Source organism: Polynucleobacter sp. TSB-Sco08W16, from assembly GCF_018687455.1.
In the GTDB taxonomy this organism is placed as follows: domain Bacteria; phylum Pseudomonadota; class Gammaproteobacteria; order Burkholderiales; family Burkholderiaceae; genus Polynucleobacter.
This window is the reverse complement of the sequence record NZ_CP061291.1, coordinates 422,681-438,613: the sequence shown is the minus strand read 5'-3', so window position 1 is coordinate 438,613 and position 15,933 is coordinate 422,681. Positions and strand designations below refer to the sequence as shown.

15 protein-coding genes are annotated in these 15,933 nt (G+C 46.2%); 3 read left to right on the top strand and 12 right to left on the bottom strand.

The window, feature by feature from the left end; genetic code table 11:
* Positions 1-6: 6 nt before the first annotated feature.
* From FD961_RS02345 to FD961_RS02305, 9 genes are all read right to left on the bottom strand, one after another.
* Positions 7-426 carry a Zn-ribbon domain-containing OB-fold protein gene (locus FD961_RS02345; RefSeq protein WP_215393945.1) on the bottom strand — a complete coding sequence of 140 codons (420 nt, stop codon included), beginning with the start codon at positions 424-426 and terminating at the stop codon, positions 7-9.
* Positions 426-1,595 (bottom strand): thiolase domain-containing protein, encoded by a 1,170-nt coding sequence (locus FD961_RS02340; RefSeq protein WP_215393944.1) that lies wholly within the window; start codon positions 1,593-1,595, stop codon positions 426-428. Before FD961_RS02340 ends, FD961_RS02345 begins: the two co-directional genes overlap by 1 nt.
* 43 nt (positions 1,596-1,638) lie before the next feature.
* Complete coding sequence (locus tag FD961_RS02335; protein ID WP_215393943.1) at positions 1,639-2,610, bottom strand: tripartite tricarboxylate transporter substrate binding protein; 972 nt, start codon at positions 2,608-2,610, stop codon at positions 1,639-1,641.
* Positions 2,611-2,612: 2 nt separating this feature from the next.
* Entirely contained in the window at positions 2,613-3,275 is a 663-nt protein-coding gene (locus FD961_RS02330) for a 3-oxoacid CoA-transferase subunit B (RefSeq protein ID WP_215393942.1), read from the bottom strand.
* Entirely contained in the window at positions 3,272-3,943 is a 672-nt protein-coding gene (locus FD961_RS02325) for a 3-oxoacid CoA-transferase subunit A (RefSeq protein ID WP_071464784.1), read from the bottom strand. Before FD961_RS02325 ends, FD961_RS02330 begins: the two co-directional genes overlap by 4 nt.
* A gap of 67 nt (positions 3,944-4,010) precedes the next feature.
* Positions 4,011-4,451 (bottom strand): HIT family protein, encoded by a 441-nt coding sequence (locus tag FD961_RS02320; RefSeq protein WP_215393941.1) that lies wholly within the window; start codon positions 4,449-4,451, stop codon positions 4,011-4,013.
* Positions 4,452-4,554: 103 nt separating this feature from the next.
* Positions 4,555-5,853 (bottom strand): isocitrate lyase, encoded by a 1,299-nt coding sequence (gene aceA / locus FD961_RS02315; protein ID WP_215393940.1) that lies wholly within the window; start codon positions 5,851-5,853, stop codon positions 4,555-4,557.
* Positions 5,854-6,113: 260 nt separating this feature from the next.
* Positions 6,114-6,980, bottom strand: coding sequence for an amidohydrolase (locus FD961_RS02310; protein ID WP_251371310.1), 867 nt, complete (start codon positions 6,978-6,980; stop codon positions 6,114-6,116).
* A gap of 10 nt (positions 6,981-6,990) precedes the next feature.
* Entirely contained in the window at positions 6,991-8,208 is a 1,218-nt protein-coding gene (locus FD961_RS02305) for an MFS transporter (RefSeq protein WP_215394322.1), read from the bottom strand.
* 152 nt (positions 8,209-8,360) lie between these two features.
* Here FD961_RS02305 and FD961_RS02300 point away from each other — a divergent pair, with 152 nt between their 5' ends.
* Both FD961_RS02300 and FD961_RS02295 read left to right on the top strand, forming a co-directional pair.
* Entirely contained in the window at positions 8,361-10,103 is a 1,743-nt protein-coding gene (locus FD961_RS02300) for a 5-oxoprolinase/urea amidolyase family protein (RefSeq protein ID WP_215393939.1), read from the top strand.
* Complete coding sequence (locus FD961_RS02295) at positions 10,100-10,822, top strand: 5-oxoprolinase subunit PxpA (RefSeq protein ID WP_215393938.1); 723 nt, start codon at positions 10,100-10,102, stop codon at positions 10,820-10,822. The genes FD961_RS02300 and FD961_RS02295 overlap by 4 nt, the downstream gene beginning before the upstream one ends.
* Here FD961_RS02295 and FD961_RS02290 read toward each other — a convergent pair.
* Both FD961_RS02290 and clpB read right to left on the bottom strand, forming a co-directional pair.
* Entirely contained in the window at positions 10,819-12,051 is a 1,233-nt protein-coding gene (locus FD961_RS02290) for an MFS transporter (RefSeq protein ID WP_215393937.1), read from the bottom strand. The genes FD961_RS02295 and FD961_RS02290 overlap by 4 nt on opposite strands.
* Before the next feature lie 51 nt (positions 12,052-12,102).
* Positions 12,103-14,706, bottom strand: coding sequence for an ATP-dependent chaperone ClpB (clpB, locus tag FD961_RS02285; protein ID WP_071464776.1), 2,604 nt, complete (start codon positions 14,704-14,706; stop codon positions 12,103-12,105).
* Positions 14,707-14,810: 104 nt separating this feature from the next.
* Between clpB and FD961_RS02280 the strand changes: the two genes are divergently transcribed.
* Positions 14,811-15,053: a GIY-YIG nuclease family protein gene (locus FD961_RS02280; RefSeq protein ID WP_215393936.1), complete on the top strand. Its 243-nt coding sequence runs from the start codon at positions 14,811-14,813 to the stop codon at positions 15,051-15,053.
* A 44-nt stretch (positions 15,054-15,097) separates the two neighbouring features.
* Here the strand turns inward: FD961_RS02280 and FD961_RS02275 are convergent, their stop codons facing one another.
* Positions 15,098-15,919 (bottom strand): hypothetical protein, encoded by an 822-nt coding sequence (locus tag FD961_RS02275; RefSeq protein ID WP_215393935.1) that lies wholly within the window; start codon positions 15,917-15,919, stop codon positions 15,098-15,100.
* Positions 15,920-15,933: the final 14 nt, after the last annotated feature.

Genomic DNA, 15,933 nt, shown 5'->3' with positions numbered 1-15,933 from the left:
CTTCGTTTAAATGGGTACAAAAAGATGGGTTTTTTGCCCATCCTGCGTTTCTTGAAACACCACCTTCACTTTTTGCCCAACCCGAATAGCATCAAAATCACAATTCGTGAGATGTGTAAGCATCGAAATGCCTTCCTGTAAGCGCACATAGGCCATCGCAAAAGGCACTTCTACGCCACGTCTCATCACCGTATAGGAATAAATTTCCCCTAAGCCGTCAGACTTCACCCAAGTCGTATCGTCACTGCCGCAATGCGGACAAATAGTACGAGGATAGTAGTGCACTTCTTTACAAGCATTGCAATACTTCATCACCAATTGGTTATTTTGCGCAGCCTCTAAGAATGTCTTGTTTTCAGGATTGCTTACGGGGCTTGGTAAGCGATGTTCTTTATTGGCTGAATTTTTTTCATTAATCTGACTCATTACAGTCTCCCTAAAATTAATACGGCTGCGCCATGACGAGTGCCAAGTGCACCACCAATACCTGAGGCAAGTGCAAACTCTAGATTGGGCACCTGCACTGCAGGATGTGCCTCGCCTCGCAACTGCCTTACCGCCTCAATGACTTTGGTCATACCACCACGATTGGCGGGATGGTTGTTACATAAGCCGCCGCCGTCAGTATTAAATGCAAGCTTGCCCTTACCTGAAATTAATTGGCCACCTTCGACAAACTTACCGCCCTCACCTTTCTTGCAGAATCCTAGATCCTCCAGCTGAATCAGGACTGTAATAGTGAAGCTGTCATAAATCGAGGCATAACGAATTTGTTCGGGCGTTAATTTCGCCTCCTTGAATGCCAGTGGCGCAGCCCAAGCTAAACCAGAATAAGTGAGATCTACTTTGCCGCCCATTTGGCCTTTAGTAGTCTCACCTGCGCCCATCATTGTCACAACGGGCTTTTTCAAAGTCTTTGCAATATCTGGATGAACCACTACCAGTGCACCGCCACTATCAGTCACCACACAGCAATCAGCGCGATGCAAAGGATCGGCAATCATTGGAGAACTGAGAACATCCTCGACGGTGAGAACATCTTTTAAAGCGGCATTTGGATTGTGCTGCGCATGATGTGAAGCCGCCACCTTAATCCATGCGAGTTGTTCGCTGGTTGTCCCAAACTCATACATATGGCGCATGGCGCACATTGCATAAGTATTAAGGGGTGCTGGTGAATACGGCTTCTCAAAAGCAAAGTCTGGAGCACTAGCCCATTGACTGCGTACTTGTGTGCCACTAGAGCCTTCAGACTTGGGGCGCCCTGCCAAAGTAATCAAGGCTACCTTACATTGCCCTGCGGCAATAGCGCGGGCCGCATGATTGACATGGGTCAAATAGGAGGAGCCACCGGTGTCGGTTGAGTCTAAATACTTGAGCTTCTTCAGACCAAGGTAATCCGCCATCGATACAGGCCCCATTCCCGGTGCATCACCCGCACAGAAATAGCCATCAACGTCGTCTAGAGTTAAACCAGCATCAAGTAATGCACCGCGTGCCACTTCAGCATGCAGCTGAGCAACGGTGTGATCTGGTGCCACCCTTAATGGGTGCTCATATATTCCAGCAATGCAGGCATTGGATGCAAATGACATGAATCTTCCTTTAGTAAATTCTGATGTTCAATAACTCGTAAATCTAATCCACCGTAATCTGTGACTGCGCGATCAGCTTGCGCCACTTTTCTGTTTCACTTTTAATTAAGACAGAAAATTGTTCCGGCGTTCCTGGCATAGGATCAGCACCTTGCGCAATGAGCTTATCCTTAAATTTGGGATCAGCCAAAATAGTTTGCAGTTCTTTGTTTAAGCGATTGCGAATATCGATCGGTAAGTTTGCTGGTGCAACTACACCGTACCAAGTAGCCATGTCATAGCCTGGCAAGCCAGACTCAGCAATGGTTGGAACACTTGGGGCGGCAGCTGAGCGCTTTGCGGTTGTGACACCCAAAGCTCTTAAATTACCAGCCTTCACTTGGGGCCAGCCACTAGGTAGGTTTGGAAAGCTCATATCTACTTGACCAGAGATCACATCCGGCATTGCACTACCAGTGCCTTTGTATGGCACATGAATCATGTCGATCTTAGCCATTTTTTCAAATAGCACTGCTGAGAGATGCACAGATGTTCCGCTACCACTCGATGCAAACGTGAGCTTACCTGGATTGGCTTTTGCAGCAGCAATAACTTCAGCGACAGATTTGTAAGGTGAATTGACGGGAACGACCATGATATTAGGCGCTGAAAATACACCACCAACTGCAGTGAAATCTTTAATTGGGTCGTATGGGAGATTTTTATAGAGCGATGCATTGACTGCATGACCAATGGATGGGAAATACAAGGTATATCCATCCGGGGCAGAGCGTGCAACAAGCTCTGCCGCAATATTACCGTTAGCGCCCGCTTTGTTCTCAACAATAACGGGCTGCCTCAACCGACTAGAAAGCCCCTCCGCCAAGGCGCGCCCTACTGAATCTGCAGAACCGCCCGGTGAAAAACCCACAATCAAATGAATTGGCTTACTTGGGTATGCGCTTTTTGTATCAGCAAAGCTAGATCCAATACCAATAGAGCACAGCAGGGCTAACAGGAAAATTCTTGAGCGCAAATTTAATTACCAAGCTTGCGCATTGGCACACCACTTAATTCTTGTAGCTCTTCAAAACTGATTCCATCCACCCAATCAACTGCAACCAAACCTTCTGGGGTTACTGCAATGGTTGCTAAGTCGGTATAGATGCAATCGACAGCTGCTAGCGCAGTTAAAGGATAGGTGCACTCATTCACCAACTTAGACTGCCCTGACTTAGTGAGATGCTCCATCATCACAAATAATTTCTTGGCGCCCAGTGCAAGATCCATTGCACCACCAACCGCCGGAATCGCTTTGGGGTCGCCAGTACGCCAGTTAGCAATATCGCCCTTAACGGAAACCTGAAAAGCACCTAAGACGCAAATATCAATATGTCCGCCACGAATCATCACAAAAGAATCCGCATGATGGCAAAGAGAAGCACCAGGCAACATGGTGACGGGCTGCTTACCAGCATTAACCAACTCTTCGTCAATCTCATGCTCTTTGGCTAATGGACCCATCCCAAGCAAGCCGTTTTCAGAGTGCATCAAAATTTCTTTATCTGCAGGCAAATGATTGCAGATCAACATCGGCTGACCAATCCCCAAGTTTACGTGCGCACCATCTGGGATGTCCTGAACAATACGCTTAGCAATATCGGCTGTAGTACGTTTTTGCACTTTAGACAGATCGATCATGATTTACCTCCAACAAGCACAACCCGTTTCACAAAAATACCAGGGGTCACAATATTTTCTGGATCCAATGCGCCAAGCTCTACAACCTGATTGACTTGCGCAATAGTGCAACGAGCAGCAGTGGCCATAATGGGCCCAAAGTTACGGCCTGTGCGGTGATAGGTCAGGTTGCCCCAACGATCGCCTTTGTCCGCTTTAATCAGGGCATAGTCCGCTTTGATGGCGGTTTCAAAAATATGATTTACGCCATCAATTACACGTGTATCTTTACCATTCGCCAGCTCAGTACCAAAACCCGTCGGCGTATAGAAACCACCAATGCCGGCACCACCAGCGCGAATGCGCTCAGCAAGAGTACCCTGGGGAACTAGCTCTAGTTCGATCTTACCTTCACGATAGAGATCATCAAATGCACCAGACTCCGGTTGGCGTGGAAATGAACACACTACTTTTCTAACTTGGCCTCTGCCAATCAATTTAGCAATTCCAACCCCAGAATTTCCAGCATTGTTACTGATGATCGTCAGATTCTTAGCGCCTTGTTCAGCAAGAGCGTCCAACAAGTAAATTGGCGATCCAGCACCACCGAATCCAGAAACTAATATGGTCGAGCCATCATGAATATCCTGCACAGCCTGAGCTACGCTAGGAATGATTTTGTCTATCACTACCTGTCTCCATCTATTTTTTTATTATGTTTACTACTGTTCAGCTTTTTGCTGAATTTCTACTAATTTAATGCATTTGAGAAATAGCAGAGCGAATTGCTGACGGTAACTCTTTGGCAAGGGCTCTTCTGGCCTCCAAAGAAGATTTCGGGGTCTCTTGTGTACGAGCTGACCATGCCGATCCTGGAAAAAAGGCATCATCCTGAAACCTGGGGATGACGTGCCAGTGAATATGGGGAACCATATTGCCCAAGGCTGCCAAATTCAACTTATCCGGATTCATTACCTCACGCACAATCTCCTCAACAGCAAAGACCAAGGACATGATGTGATCACGCTCACCATAAGTGAGATCTGACATCTCGGCAATATGCGCATTCCAGATCACCCTACAAAAACCAGGCAAGTCTGGATCGTTAACCAAGATGACGCGGCAATAATCCCCGCGCCATATCAATTCACCCTCTTCGGGCTTGTGATTTTCAGAACAGAGTGTGCAATTAGCCATGGAAACAATATATAAGAAAAAGGCACCTAAGTCACCCTTATGGGGTAATTTAGGTGCCGCGGCAGTATTGGTGCTACTGCTACTACTAACTACTTAGGGATTCTTAATGGAACTGCTCTTCTTCAGTAGAACCAGTCAATGCAGTAACAGAAGACTTACCACCTTGAATTACAGTTGTTACATCATCGAAGTAGCCTGTACCAACTTCTTGCTGATGTGAGACGAAGGTGTAACCACGATCACGCGCAGCAAATTCTGGCTCTTGTACTTTCTCGATGTATGCAGTCATACCGCGCTGCATATAGTCTTGTGCCAAGTCGAACATGTTGTACCACATAGAGTGGATACCAGCCAATGTGATGAATTGATATTTGTAACCCATCGCACCTAACTCGCGTTGGAACTTCGCAATGGTTGCGTCATCCAAGTTTTTCTTCCAGTTGAAAGATGGTGAGCAGTTGTAAGCCAACATTTTTCCTGGGAACTTCGCACGAATTGCTTCAGCAAATTGACGAGCAAAATCAAGGTCAGGTGTACCCGTTTCACACCAAACCATATCAGCGTAAGCAGCGTATGCCAAACCACGAGAAATCGCTTGATCCAAGCCTTTACGTGTTTTGTAGAAGCCTTCTGGCGTGCGCTCGCCTGTCAAGAATGGCTTGTCGTTCGCATCGTAATCTGATGTCAACAAGTCAGCAGCTTCAGCATCAGTACGAGCCAAGATGATGGTAGAAACACCCATCACGTCAGCAGCCAAACGTGCAGAGATCAACTTCTGAACTGATTCAGCAGTAGGCAATAGTACTTTTCCACCTAAGTGACCACACTTCTTAACAGAAGATAATTGATCCTCAAAGTGAACGCCTGCAGCACCTTGCTTGATTAATGCTTTACTTAATTCGAATGCATTTAACACGCCACCGAAACCAGCTTCAGCATCTGCCACGATAGGGGCAAAATACTCGATATAACCTGGATCACCTTTATTAATACCTTTGGCAGTTTGGATTTCATCAGCACGTTGGAATGAGTTATTAATACGCTCAACCATCTTTGGAACGGAATCGACTGGATACAAAGATTGATCTGGATACATTGCTGCATAAGAATTACCATCAGCCGCTACTTGCCAGCCTGAAAGGTAAATTGCTTGTACGCCAGCTTTTACCTGCTGCATTGCTTGACCACCAGTCAAAGCGCCTAAACAATTTACGTAAGCTTCGTTGTTTACTAACTCCCAAAGACGCTCAGCACCATGCTTAGCTAAAGTGTGCTCAATCTTTAATGAGCCACGGAGACGGACAACGTCCTCAGCCGTGTAGCCACGAGTAATGCCTTTCCAGCGTGGGTTGGTATCCCAATCCTTTTGTAGTGCTGCAATTTCTGCTTTGCGATCTGCCATGTTTTTCTCCCTAAGTTAAACAAGTACTTCAAAATTTGAGACCTCTTAAGACTACTTCAAGTCTTATGTCTTATATAAGAGTTTAGAGCGTTAATAAAAGCTAGCAAGGGGAATTACAAAGTTTTTATAAATTATTTAACTGTTTATATTCAGTTACTTAGAAAAGTATTTTCGTAATACGAAATCACCCACCATCCAACGGAATGAACACGCCCCGCTCATATTGCACCGCATTTTACGCAGTGTAATGACGTTTCATATTATGAAAAATATAAGCGTTGTGGATTGGCGCAAAGAATTTGCTTACGTACCGCCTCATCGGGTGCGTATAAAGCTAGACTTTCCAGCATTTGCGCAACTCTAGGCATGATTCCCCAGTTCGCTACATGTGGCCAATCAGAACCCCAAATACATCGGTCTGGAGCTGCTGCTATTAATGCCTGCGCATAAGGCACTACGTCCACATACGGTGGCGCTTGATCTGTTAATCGATAAGCACCAGATACTTTGACCCAGGCTCTATTCTTTACAAGCTCATGCAGAGCCTGAAAACCAGCAGATTGCAGCCCAACTGAAGTGCGCAGATAACCCATGTGATCGATCACCAAAGTCGACTGTAACTTTTGCATGCGCGGCATGAGTATCGGTAAATCATTTGCATCGAGTAGAAATTGGATATGCCAACCCCAGTCCTTAGCTAAAGCATCACACTCCTCTAGCTTTGAGATATCTAAACCACCACCCGAAAACATCAAGTTCATGCGAATACCAACAACGCCAGCGTCTTTCATTCTTTGATAGTAGGCATCAGCTTGATTAAGCAAGGGAACTGCAACTCCACGCAAGCGTTGGGGATGGTGCTCCAGCACCTTGAGCATAGGTTCATTGTCTTGACCGTTGACGCTGACTTGAATGAGGACACCATACGTCATACCGACTTCATCCAGCATCCGAATGTATTGTTCTTCAGTAGCCTCCGGAGAGGTGTAAGAACGATCAGGAACAAAGCTGGCAGCGCTAATCACATGCGCATGCGTATCTACAGCACCTATAGGCATCTGAAAAGGAAAAGGACCGCTCTGATGTTCGGGCGGTCCTGGGCAAAACGGAATATCTACTGCTGACACAGACAATCCATTAGTTGGCTTGCAATTCTCGTCCTCGGGTCTCCGGCAGAATGACTGCAGCAATAAAAAAGACGCCATAAGCAATCACTGCAAAGATAGCAATGGCCATTGCTAAGCCATATTGAGCAGAGAAGTAACCAACCAAAGCTGGGAACAAAGCGCCGATACCGCGACCAAAGTTATAGCAAAAACCTTGGCCAGATCCACGCAAGCGCGTTGGGAATAATTCAGTCAAGAATGCGCCCATGCCAGAGAAATAACCGCTGGCAAAGAATCCTAATGGGAAACCAAGCCACATCATCATTTCATTGGTAATTTCCAACTGCGTGTAAGCGAGCACTAGAACAATTGCACCAAGCGAGAAAGTCATAAACAACTTACGACGACCAAAACGATCAGCCATCCAAGCACCAAACAAGTAACCAACAAAGCTACCAACGATTAAGAACGCTAGATAACCTGTTGAACCCACTACGGTTAACTTACGCTCTGCCTTGAGGAAAGTTGGCACCCAAGTCGTAATTGCATAGTAGCCACCTTGTGCACCCATCGTTAAAAGAGAAGCCAAGATAGTGGTTTTCAAAATACCAGGCTTGAAGATTTCCAACATGGATGGAGAGTCACCTGCTGCTGCCACTTTCTCACGAGCGACTTTAGCGATTTCTGGCTCCTCTACATTGCGACGAATATAGAGCAAGAGCAAAGCGGGGAAGAAGCCTACAACAAACATCGCACGCCACGCCATATCGGCCGGTAATAAGCTAAACATGATGGCTTGTAAGAGCACTGCAGCACCCCAACCTACCGCCCACGCAGATTGCACAGACCCAACTGCACGGCCACGATATTCAGCACGAATGGTTTCACCCATCAACACTGCACCAGCCGCCCACTCACCGCCAAAACCAAATCCTAAGAGTGCGCGAGCAATCATGAGTTGATTAAAGTCTTGCGTGAATGCACAAATCAAACTAAAGCTAGAGAACCAGAGAATCGTGAACTGCAATGTGCGTACACGACCAATACGGTCTGCTAAGTAACCAGCGAACCAGCCACCAAATGCAGAAGCCAAAAGAGTACCGGTAACAGCAAGACCGGCCATGCCGCGATCAACCTGCCATACTGCAATAATGGTGCCAATGACCAATGGGTAAATCATGAAGTCCATGCCGTCTAAAGCCCAACCTAAGAAGCAACCCCAAAAGGTTTTCTTCTCTTTAGGGTTCATGACCTTATAGAAACCGGTCAGACTAGTATCTGTTTGTTGACTCACTTTGTCTCCTTTATTTTTTAGGCTTTAAATTAATGAATGAGTAATGTCTTTATAACCGAATTATTCCGCCCACAGGGCAAACTAGAGAAAACCCTTAATACCTTTTCATGATGCATTGCACACTAATTGGCGATCACAGTGTTTTGATTGATTTCTCGAAATCAAAAAATGCTCTGAAAGAAATTCATGAGCTCAGCAGGCTTTTATTTGCCAGCAAGCCTGAATGGGCCGCTGAAATCGTCCCTGGATTAGATTCTCTAGTGATTCAATTGCAATACCCTTCTGCTGACACCATGCAAACTCGTGAGCAAGCGTTTGCAGATGTAGAAAAATTAGGCAATCAACTAGAAAAGTTGAGTAGCAGTAAAACTTATCCGGCTAAGATTCATCGCATTCAGGTTTGCTACCACCCAGACCTTGGCTTGGATTTATTAGATATCGCTAAAGCCTGCAAGCTATCGCTTGAGGAAACAATCAATCTCCACAAGAGCCGCTTGTATACGGTGGACATTTTGGGCTTCATGCCCGGCTTTGCTTATTTCAGCGGGCTTGATCCAAAGTTATCTCTGCCGCGTCTACCCTCACCTCGACCCTCAGTACCAAAGGGAAGCGTAGCAATCGCAGAACTACAGACGGCCATCTATCCACGCGCCACTCCTGGAGGCTGGAACATCATTGGCAGATCACCGAATTCTTTATTTGATATTGAGCAAAATCCTCCGGGCCTATTTATGGCGGGAGATCAAATGCAAATCGAAGAAATTTCACTTGATGCATTTCAGAAGCTGGATGAGAAAAATAGATCGAAAGAAATTATTCGCCCATTAGATGAAGATCAAACCAAAGGGTCAATAGAAGTTCTGCAAGCAGGTACTTTTTCTAGCATTCAAGATAATCCTCGCTCAGGACTATCTCATTGGGCTGTTGGCCCTGGTGGAGCATGCGATTTGTCATCACTACATCTTGCCAATGCTTTAGTGGGCAATCCATTAGATGCGGCCGCAATTGAAATGACTTCTACAGGACCAAGCCTTCTCTTTCACGAAACTACTTGCGTAGCATGGGTGGGCGCACATTGCGATGGCATAGTAAATGGTCAACGCATTCCTGGCAACCGACCGGTATGGCTCAACAAAGGAACTATCCTTAAATTTAGCTCAATCAATCCGGGCTTTCGTGCGGTATTGGCGATTGGAGGAGGTCTCAGCCTGCCCAATATCTTAGGCAGAGTAGGTTCTCACATCAGCGCAGATATTGGACCAAAGCGCCTGGAAAAAGGCGATCTCCTTCTTCTGAAGAATCCTAAGGCAGCCCTTAATTCGCCTTTCTTAAAGTCCCTCTATAAAGAAGATGCATTACCGTGTTTTCCTAAGTGGCATATTCGCTCGCCCTTTATACCCACAAGCGAAATTACCAAAGTACATTGTTTAGCAGGGCCACATCTATCCCTCTTGCCAGCGAAAGAAAGAGAATTATTTTGGTCCACCCTTTGGACGGTAAGCAATCAAAGCAATCGTATGGGCGTGCGACTGCAAAGCGACTTCAAACTCAAAAAGGATTTACCTGGCATCCCTTCTCAAGCCATAACATTTGGGACGGTACAGTTTCCGCCATCTCAAGAACCTATCGTTATGCTCGCAGAGCACCAAACTACGGGTGGCTATCCGCGTTTAGCAGAAGTGATTCGATCTGACCTTACTAAATTAGTACAAGTTAAACCGGGCAATAAAGTGCAGTTGGTTGCGATTGATCTTGAGGAAGCAGATCGATTAAATGCGGCAGCATTAAAGTTACAAGAATCAACAATCAATTCAATTGAAACAATCATTCAAAGTGGTGGAAATTCATGATGGATATTAATAGCGATATGGGTGAAGGCTTTGGTGCCTGGGAAATGGGTAACGATGCTCTATTGCTCGACTACATTAGTTCTACCAATATTGCCTGTGGTTGGCATGCAGGTGATCCAGCCCGCATGAAAAAACTGGTTGAGATGGCTACTCAAAAGAAAGTGCATATTGGTGCACACCCTGGACTGCCAGACTTAGCTGGTTTTGGGAGACGTGAGATGGCAATCTCAGAACAAGATGCCTATAACTATGTGCTTTATCAAGCAGGTGCGCTGCAAGCGTTTGTCCATGCAGCGGGTAATCGACTTCACCATGTCAAACCGCATGGCGCCTTATATAACCAAGCAGCTAAGGATATCAAGCTGGCTAGAGGCATTGTCAGAGCAGTTAAGGATCTAGGTAATGACGTGATTTTGTATGGCTTAGCAGGAAGCTGTTTAGTTGATGCTGCAAAAGAGTTGAATGTTCCAGTCTGGGAAGAGGTATTTGCTGACCGCAGATATACCAAAGAAGGATTTCTAGTTCCTCGTACTCAAGCTCGTGCCGTGATTGAAGATGATTCTGAAGCGCTCAAGCAAGTAATGGGTATGTCCAACAATGGAAAAGTAGTAGCTATCGATGGAAGTGAAATCACTATTCAGGCAGACACCCTCTGCATTCATGGCGACAACCCACATGCAGTCGAGTTTGCAAAAAAGATTAAAGCGGCCTTAGCCTAGGCGGCATGCGGAGTATTGGAAGATACTTTAAAGACCGTCGGAATAATCATCAATTGAAATAGGACAATGCCAAGGAATAAGGCCTTAGGCAATCCAGCATCCATGAAGAAACCGAAGATGAATGGGCCTACTGCAGCGCCCAGATCGATACCAGAATACACAATCCCATAAACCCGTCCAGCCACCCCTTTGGGAGTTGCTTGTTTGACTAGCAAGTCTCGCGATGGTGCCACGACGCCATATCCAAAACCCAATACACAGAAAATAACAGGGATCAGGTCAATTGAAATCAATCCTGTAGCCAACAAGAGACACATCGCTATTGTTAGAGATAGACAAGCGGAAACAATTTTCTCAGGCGCTTGTAACTTTGCCGCCAAATAACCGCCCAATAAAACACCTACAGCGCTGCCTAGAGCTAACAGCGTTAAGAAATAATTGCCGACGTTAACAGGAAGCGCATAGATTTTAAATAGGGCGCTGGGTGAAAACGATTGCAAGCTTGATGTAGATGCCATGCTAAAGAAAAAGAAAATCCAGCACAACCAAACGGCAGGCAACCTCAAGAAAGCAAATGCGCTCTCTGGATTGCCACCGGGATTGTCGGCTTGAGCGCTAGCCTGGGTATTCTCATGGCGCTCTTTGACGTTATCTATCAACTGACTCCTATTGAGCCAGAGAATCAGCAAAATAAATGCTTCCAGTGCTGCCGCGGAGAGAAAAGCGATGCGCCAATCCGAGAGCTGTGCAATACCGACCATAAATGCTGGTGCAGCGGCCCAACCCAAATAACCTGTGACACCGTGCATCGAGTAGGCATAGGGCAAATTGGCAGGAGATACTTTGTGATTAATCAGTGTGTAGTCGACTGGATGAAAGATGCCATTTCCACAACCAGCAATCACAGCGCCTACCATCAGCATGAGATAGCCGTTGCTTTGGGAATAAATCAAAGCTGCAAAAGCAAGTAAGCCAACGCCAGCAAACAGCACCGGTCTAGCGCCAATACGATCTACCAAAAATCCTGAGCTTGCTTGCACCATGCAAGACACTACAAAAAAGATAGACATGAGCAAACCCAGCTCGGCATAGCTCAACGCGAAGGCATCCTTCAACCATGGGAACATGGGAGGAAGAATTAAATGAAAGAAGTGAGAGCTGCCGTGCGCTAGGCTAATGAGACCAATAACCCGGACATCACTGGCACGCCTACTAAGCGTAACAGTCATGTACCGAGTTTACTGGTGCAGGCAAATTCCTGCAAAAATACCATTTACAGATTAGTGAACCTGACGGGTAAAGCTAAAGTCGCCTTTTTTATCCACATCCACGGGCACGACATCCTTAGGGCCGAACTTGCCCTCCAAAATCATCTTGGAGACTGGGTTCTCAATATGCTGCTGGATCGCTCGCTTGAGTGGTCTGGCACCAAAGACGGGATCAAACCCAACTTCGGCAATCTTGCTTAAGGCGGCATCGCTCACCTCGAGTTGCATATCCACCTTAGCCAAACGATCTGACAAGTTTTTGAGCAAGATCTTTGCAATGTTCGCAATATTGCCCTTATCCAAACCATGGAACACCACAATCTCATCGATCCGGTTCAAGAACTCTGGACGGAAATGGTTCTTCAGCTCCTCAAAGACAGCCTCTTTAATTTCCGATTGTTTCTTATCGGTCATCGACTGAATTAAATGCGAACCAATATTACTGGTCATCACAATTACTGTGTTCTTAAAGTCTACCGTGCGACCTTGACCATCAGTTAAGCGGCCATCATCGAGCACCTGCAAGAGTACGTTGAACACATCAGGATGTGCTTTTTCAATTTCATCAAACAAGATAACGCTATAGGGGTGACGACGCACTTGCTCTGTTAGGTAACCACCCTCTTCATAGCCAACATAACCTGGAGGCGCACCAATTAAGCGGGCAACGCTATGCTTCTCCATAAATTCACTCATGTCGATACGAATTAAATGGTCTTCACTATCAAATAAGAAGCCGGCTAAAGCCTTGCAAAGCTCTGTCTTACCAACACCCGTTGGCCCCAAGAATAAGAAAGATCCATAAGGACGATTCTCTTCGGCCAAGCCAGCTCGAGAGCGACGAATTGCATCGGACACAGCACGAATGGCCTCTTCTTGACCAACCACACGCTTATGCAACAACTCTTCCATCTTGAGCAGTTTGTCGCGCTCACCCTGCATCATCTTTGATACCGGAATACCAGTAGCACGAGACACTACCTCAGCGATCTCTTCCGCGCCGACCTGTGTGCGCAATAGCTTGTTCTTTACAACACCATCTTTATTACCCTTCGCTTCGGCAGCAGCAGCAGACTTGAGCTTGGCCTCGAGCTCAGGCAGCTTGCCATATTGCAATTCGGCCACTTGCTCTAATTTGCCTTCGCGCTGCAACTTAGCAATATCAGCACGCACTTTTTCAATCTCTTCTTTCAGATTAGCCGCGCCCAATACAGCACCCTTCTCTGCTTTCCAGATTTCTTCTAAGTCAGCATATTCAGCGCCAAGACGCTTGATCTCATCCTCAATCAGGCCAAGACGCTTCTGAGAAGCCTCATCTTTTTCCTTCTTGACCGCCTCACGCTCGATCTTGAGTTGAATCAAGCGACGCTCAAGCTTGTCCATCACTTCTGGCTTGGAATCAATTTCCATCCGAATGCGTGAGCCAGCTTCGTCAATCAGGTCAATCGCCTTATCCGGCAAGAAACGGTCGGTGATATAGCGATGCGATAGCTCTGCTGCAGCCACAATCGCTGGATCAGTAATCTCAATCCCATGGTGCAACTCATAGCGCTCTTGTAAACCGCGCAAGATTGCAATCGTTGCTTCAACACTAGGCTCTTCAACCATTACTTTTTGGAAGCGACGCTCGAGCGCAGGATCTTTTTCAATGTACTTACGGTATTCATCCAAGGTAGTTGCACCAATGCAATGCAATTCGCCACGCGCCAAAGCAGGCTTGAGCATATTGCCGGCATCCATAGCGCCGTCACCTTTTCCAGCACCCACCATCGTATGAATTTCATCAATAAAGATGATAGTTTGGCCCTCGTCTTTTGCTACGTCACTCAGCACTGCCTTCAAGCGCTCCTCAAACTCGCCGCGATACTTAGCGCCTGCCAATAGAAGTGCCATATCTAGAACCAAGACTCGTTTGTTCTTTAAAGTCTCAGGAACTTCACCATTGACGATACGTTGGGCTAAGCCCTCGACAATGGCAGTCTTACCCACACCCGGCTCACCAATCAGCACAGGATTATTTTTACCTCGGCGTTGCAAGATCTGAATTGTGCGACGAATCTCATCATCACGACCAATCACAGGATCGAGCTTGCCCATGCGAGCACGCTCAGTTAAGTCGACGGTGTATTTCTTAAGGGCCTCACGCTGACCTTCGGCATCTGCACTATTCACTGACTCTCCTCCGCGTACTAAATCAATAGCCGCTTCTAACGATTTACGATTTAAACCATTCTCACGGGCAACCTTACCTAATTCACCCTTGTCATCAGCAACTACCAGCAAGAACAACTCGCCGGCAATAAATTGATCATTGCGTTTATTGGCTTCTTTTTCACAAAGATTAAGCCAGTTACTGAGGTCACGACCCACTTGAACCTCACCACTAGTACCCTGGACTTCTGGTAGATTGCTAATGATTTTCTCTACGCCCTTTTCTAGGCCCGGGACGTTAACACCAGCACGGGTTAATAAACTCTTGGCAGCGCCATCAGAATCACGCAACATAGCTAACAATAGGTGAGCTGGCTCGATATACTGATTGTCTTTGGCCAAAGCAATGCTCTGAGCCTCACTTAAAGCCTCTTGAAACTTGGTTGTTAATTTATCTATTCTCATTTTTATGCCTCATGTATTCCATGGATATCTATCTATAGAATATAAGGGCAATAATGCTAATTTCAAGGCTTTCTGAGCCCCTTTTAACCCTAATTTGAGCTATTTTGACTTGGCTTGTTTACCTTCTTGAGTGCTCTGATGGCAGCTATTACGCTGGCATCACCAACCGTCTAGAACATCGGCTAGAAGCCCATAATTCGGGGCAAGGTGCGCGCTATACGAGATCTCGCAGACCGGTTGTCCTATTGGCCACCCAAGACCACCCAGACAGATCTGAAGCCTCCAAAGCTGAAGCGAAATTAAAGAGTTTGCCCAAGAACCAAAAGCTGGGGTTCTTTAAAAAATAAAAAAGCCACCCCGAAGGGTGGCTGCATTTTTTCAGCTGAGATTTTTAAAAATTAATCGTGGCTGAAAGCTGTGGGCCAGCATTAGTCCAATTAGAGGAACCAGAAGTATCTTTCAAATGGAAACCCATAGCACGATAGACCAAAGCTACCTCACCCCACGAAAACGCATCGCCAACACCCAAGGACGCCTGCCAAGTTCCATTATTTGAACCAGGGCCTTTACCAGCATCAGCATAAAAAGGAACAAACCATGAGCTATCCATAATGCGAGCGCGACCTTTAAAGCCAAGTATTGGATCAGTCGTGTAATTTACGCGAGATGGATTGCCAGCATGTGCAACGAGCACGTTGCCGTTGCGGTCTAATTGCCGCGCATCAGAAAGGGCCATGGTGGATGAAATATATCTTGCACCTAATAAGCCATCCAAATAAATAGATGGGGCATTAAGAGCAGTATAGGTAGCAGCGCCAGTAAACATGGTTTGGGTTAAGGAACCACTATATCCAGCATAAAAACTAGTATCAGCACCCCGTATATACCTTGTATCACTAGAGCTACCATTAAATTTAGATTGCCAGTAAACCAAATCTCCCATGACACCCCAATTACCTTTGTGTGCCTCAAGCGTAAACATAGCCATCGGTCCAGCAGCATTTATATTTTGATCGATTGAATTGCTAGATGAGAATGAACGATCCGCCTTTGAATCGGTTGTTTGACTGGCAGGCGCCCAAGCATTAATAGATGCAGAAAAACGCCAGTTGTCATTCACTGTTGGCATCGGATTTACAGTACTTTGTGCGTATGCGGCATTTGCAATCATTGCAAACCCAGCAAGAGCAAATAATTTATAGAGTTTGGTCATCTCATGGCCTGTTA

What these genes read in the sequence shown, in the direction of transcription:
- FD961_RS02345 (WP_215393945.1), bottom strand. Translation starts at nt 426, where the DNA reads ATGAGTCAGATTAATGAAAAAAATTCAGCCAATAAAGAACATCGCTTA.
- FD961_RS02275 (WP_215393935.1), bottom strand. Translation starts at nt 15,919, where the DNA reads ATGACCAAACTCTATAAATTATTTGCTCTTGCTGGGTTTGCAATGATT.
- FD961_RS02330 (WP_215393942.1), bottom strand. Translation starts at nt 3,275, where the DNA reads ATGATCGATCTGTCTAAAGTGCAAAAACGTACTACAGCCGATATTGCT.
- clpB (WP_071464776.1), bottom strand. Translation starts at nt 14,706, where the DNA reads ATGAGAATAGATAAATTAACAACCAAGTTTCAAGAGGCTTTAAGTGAG.
- FD961_RS02300 (WP_215393939.1), top strand. Translation starts at nt 8,361, where the DNA reads ATGATGCATTGCACACTAATTGGCGATCACAGTGTTTTGATTGATTTC.
- FD961_RS02340 (WP_215393944.1), bottom strand. Translation starts at nt 1,595, where the DNA reads ATGTCATTTGCATCCAATGCCTGCATTGCTGGAATATATGAGCACCCA.
- FD961_RS02305 (WP_215394322.1), bottom strand. Translation starts at nt 8,208, where the DNA reads ATGAACCCTAAAGAGAAGAAAACCTTTTGGGGTTGCTTCTTAGGTTGG.
- FD961_RS02295 (WP_215393938.1), top strand. Translation starts at nt 10,100, where the DNA reads ATGATGGATATTAATAGCGATATGGGTGAAGGCTTTGGTGCCTGGGAA.
- FD961_RS02290 (WP_215393937.1), bottom strand. Translation starts at nt 12,051, where the DNA reads ATGACTGTTACGCTTAGTAGGCGTGCCAGTGATGTCCGGGTTATTGGT.
- FD961_RS02320 (WP_215393941.1), bottom strand. Translation starts at nt 4,451, where the DNA reads ATGGCTAATTGCACACTCTGTTCTGAAAATCACAAGCCCGAAGAGGGT.
- aceA (WP_215393940.1), bottom strand. Translation starts at nt 5,853, where the DNA reads ATGGCAGATCGCAAAGCAGAAATTGCAGCACTACAAAAGGATTGGGAT.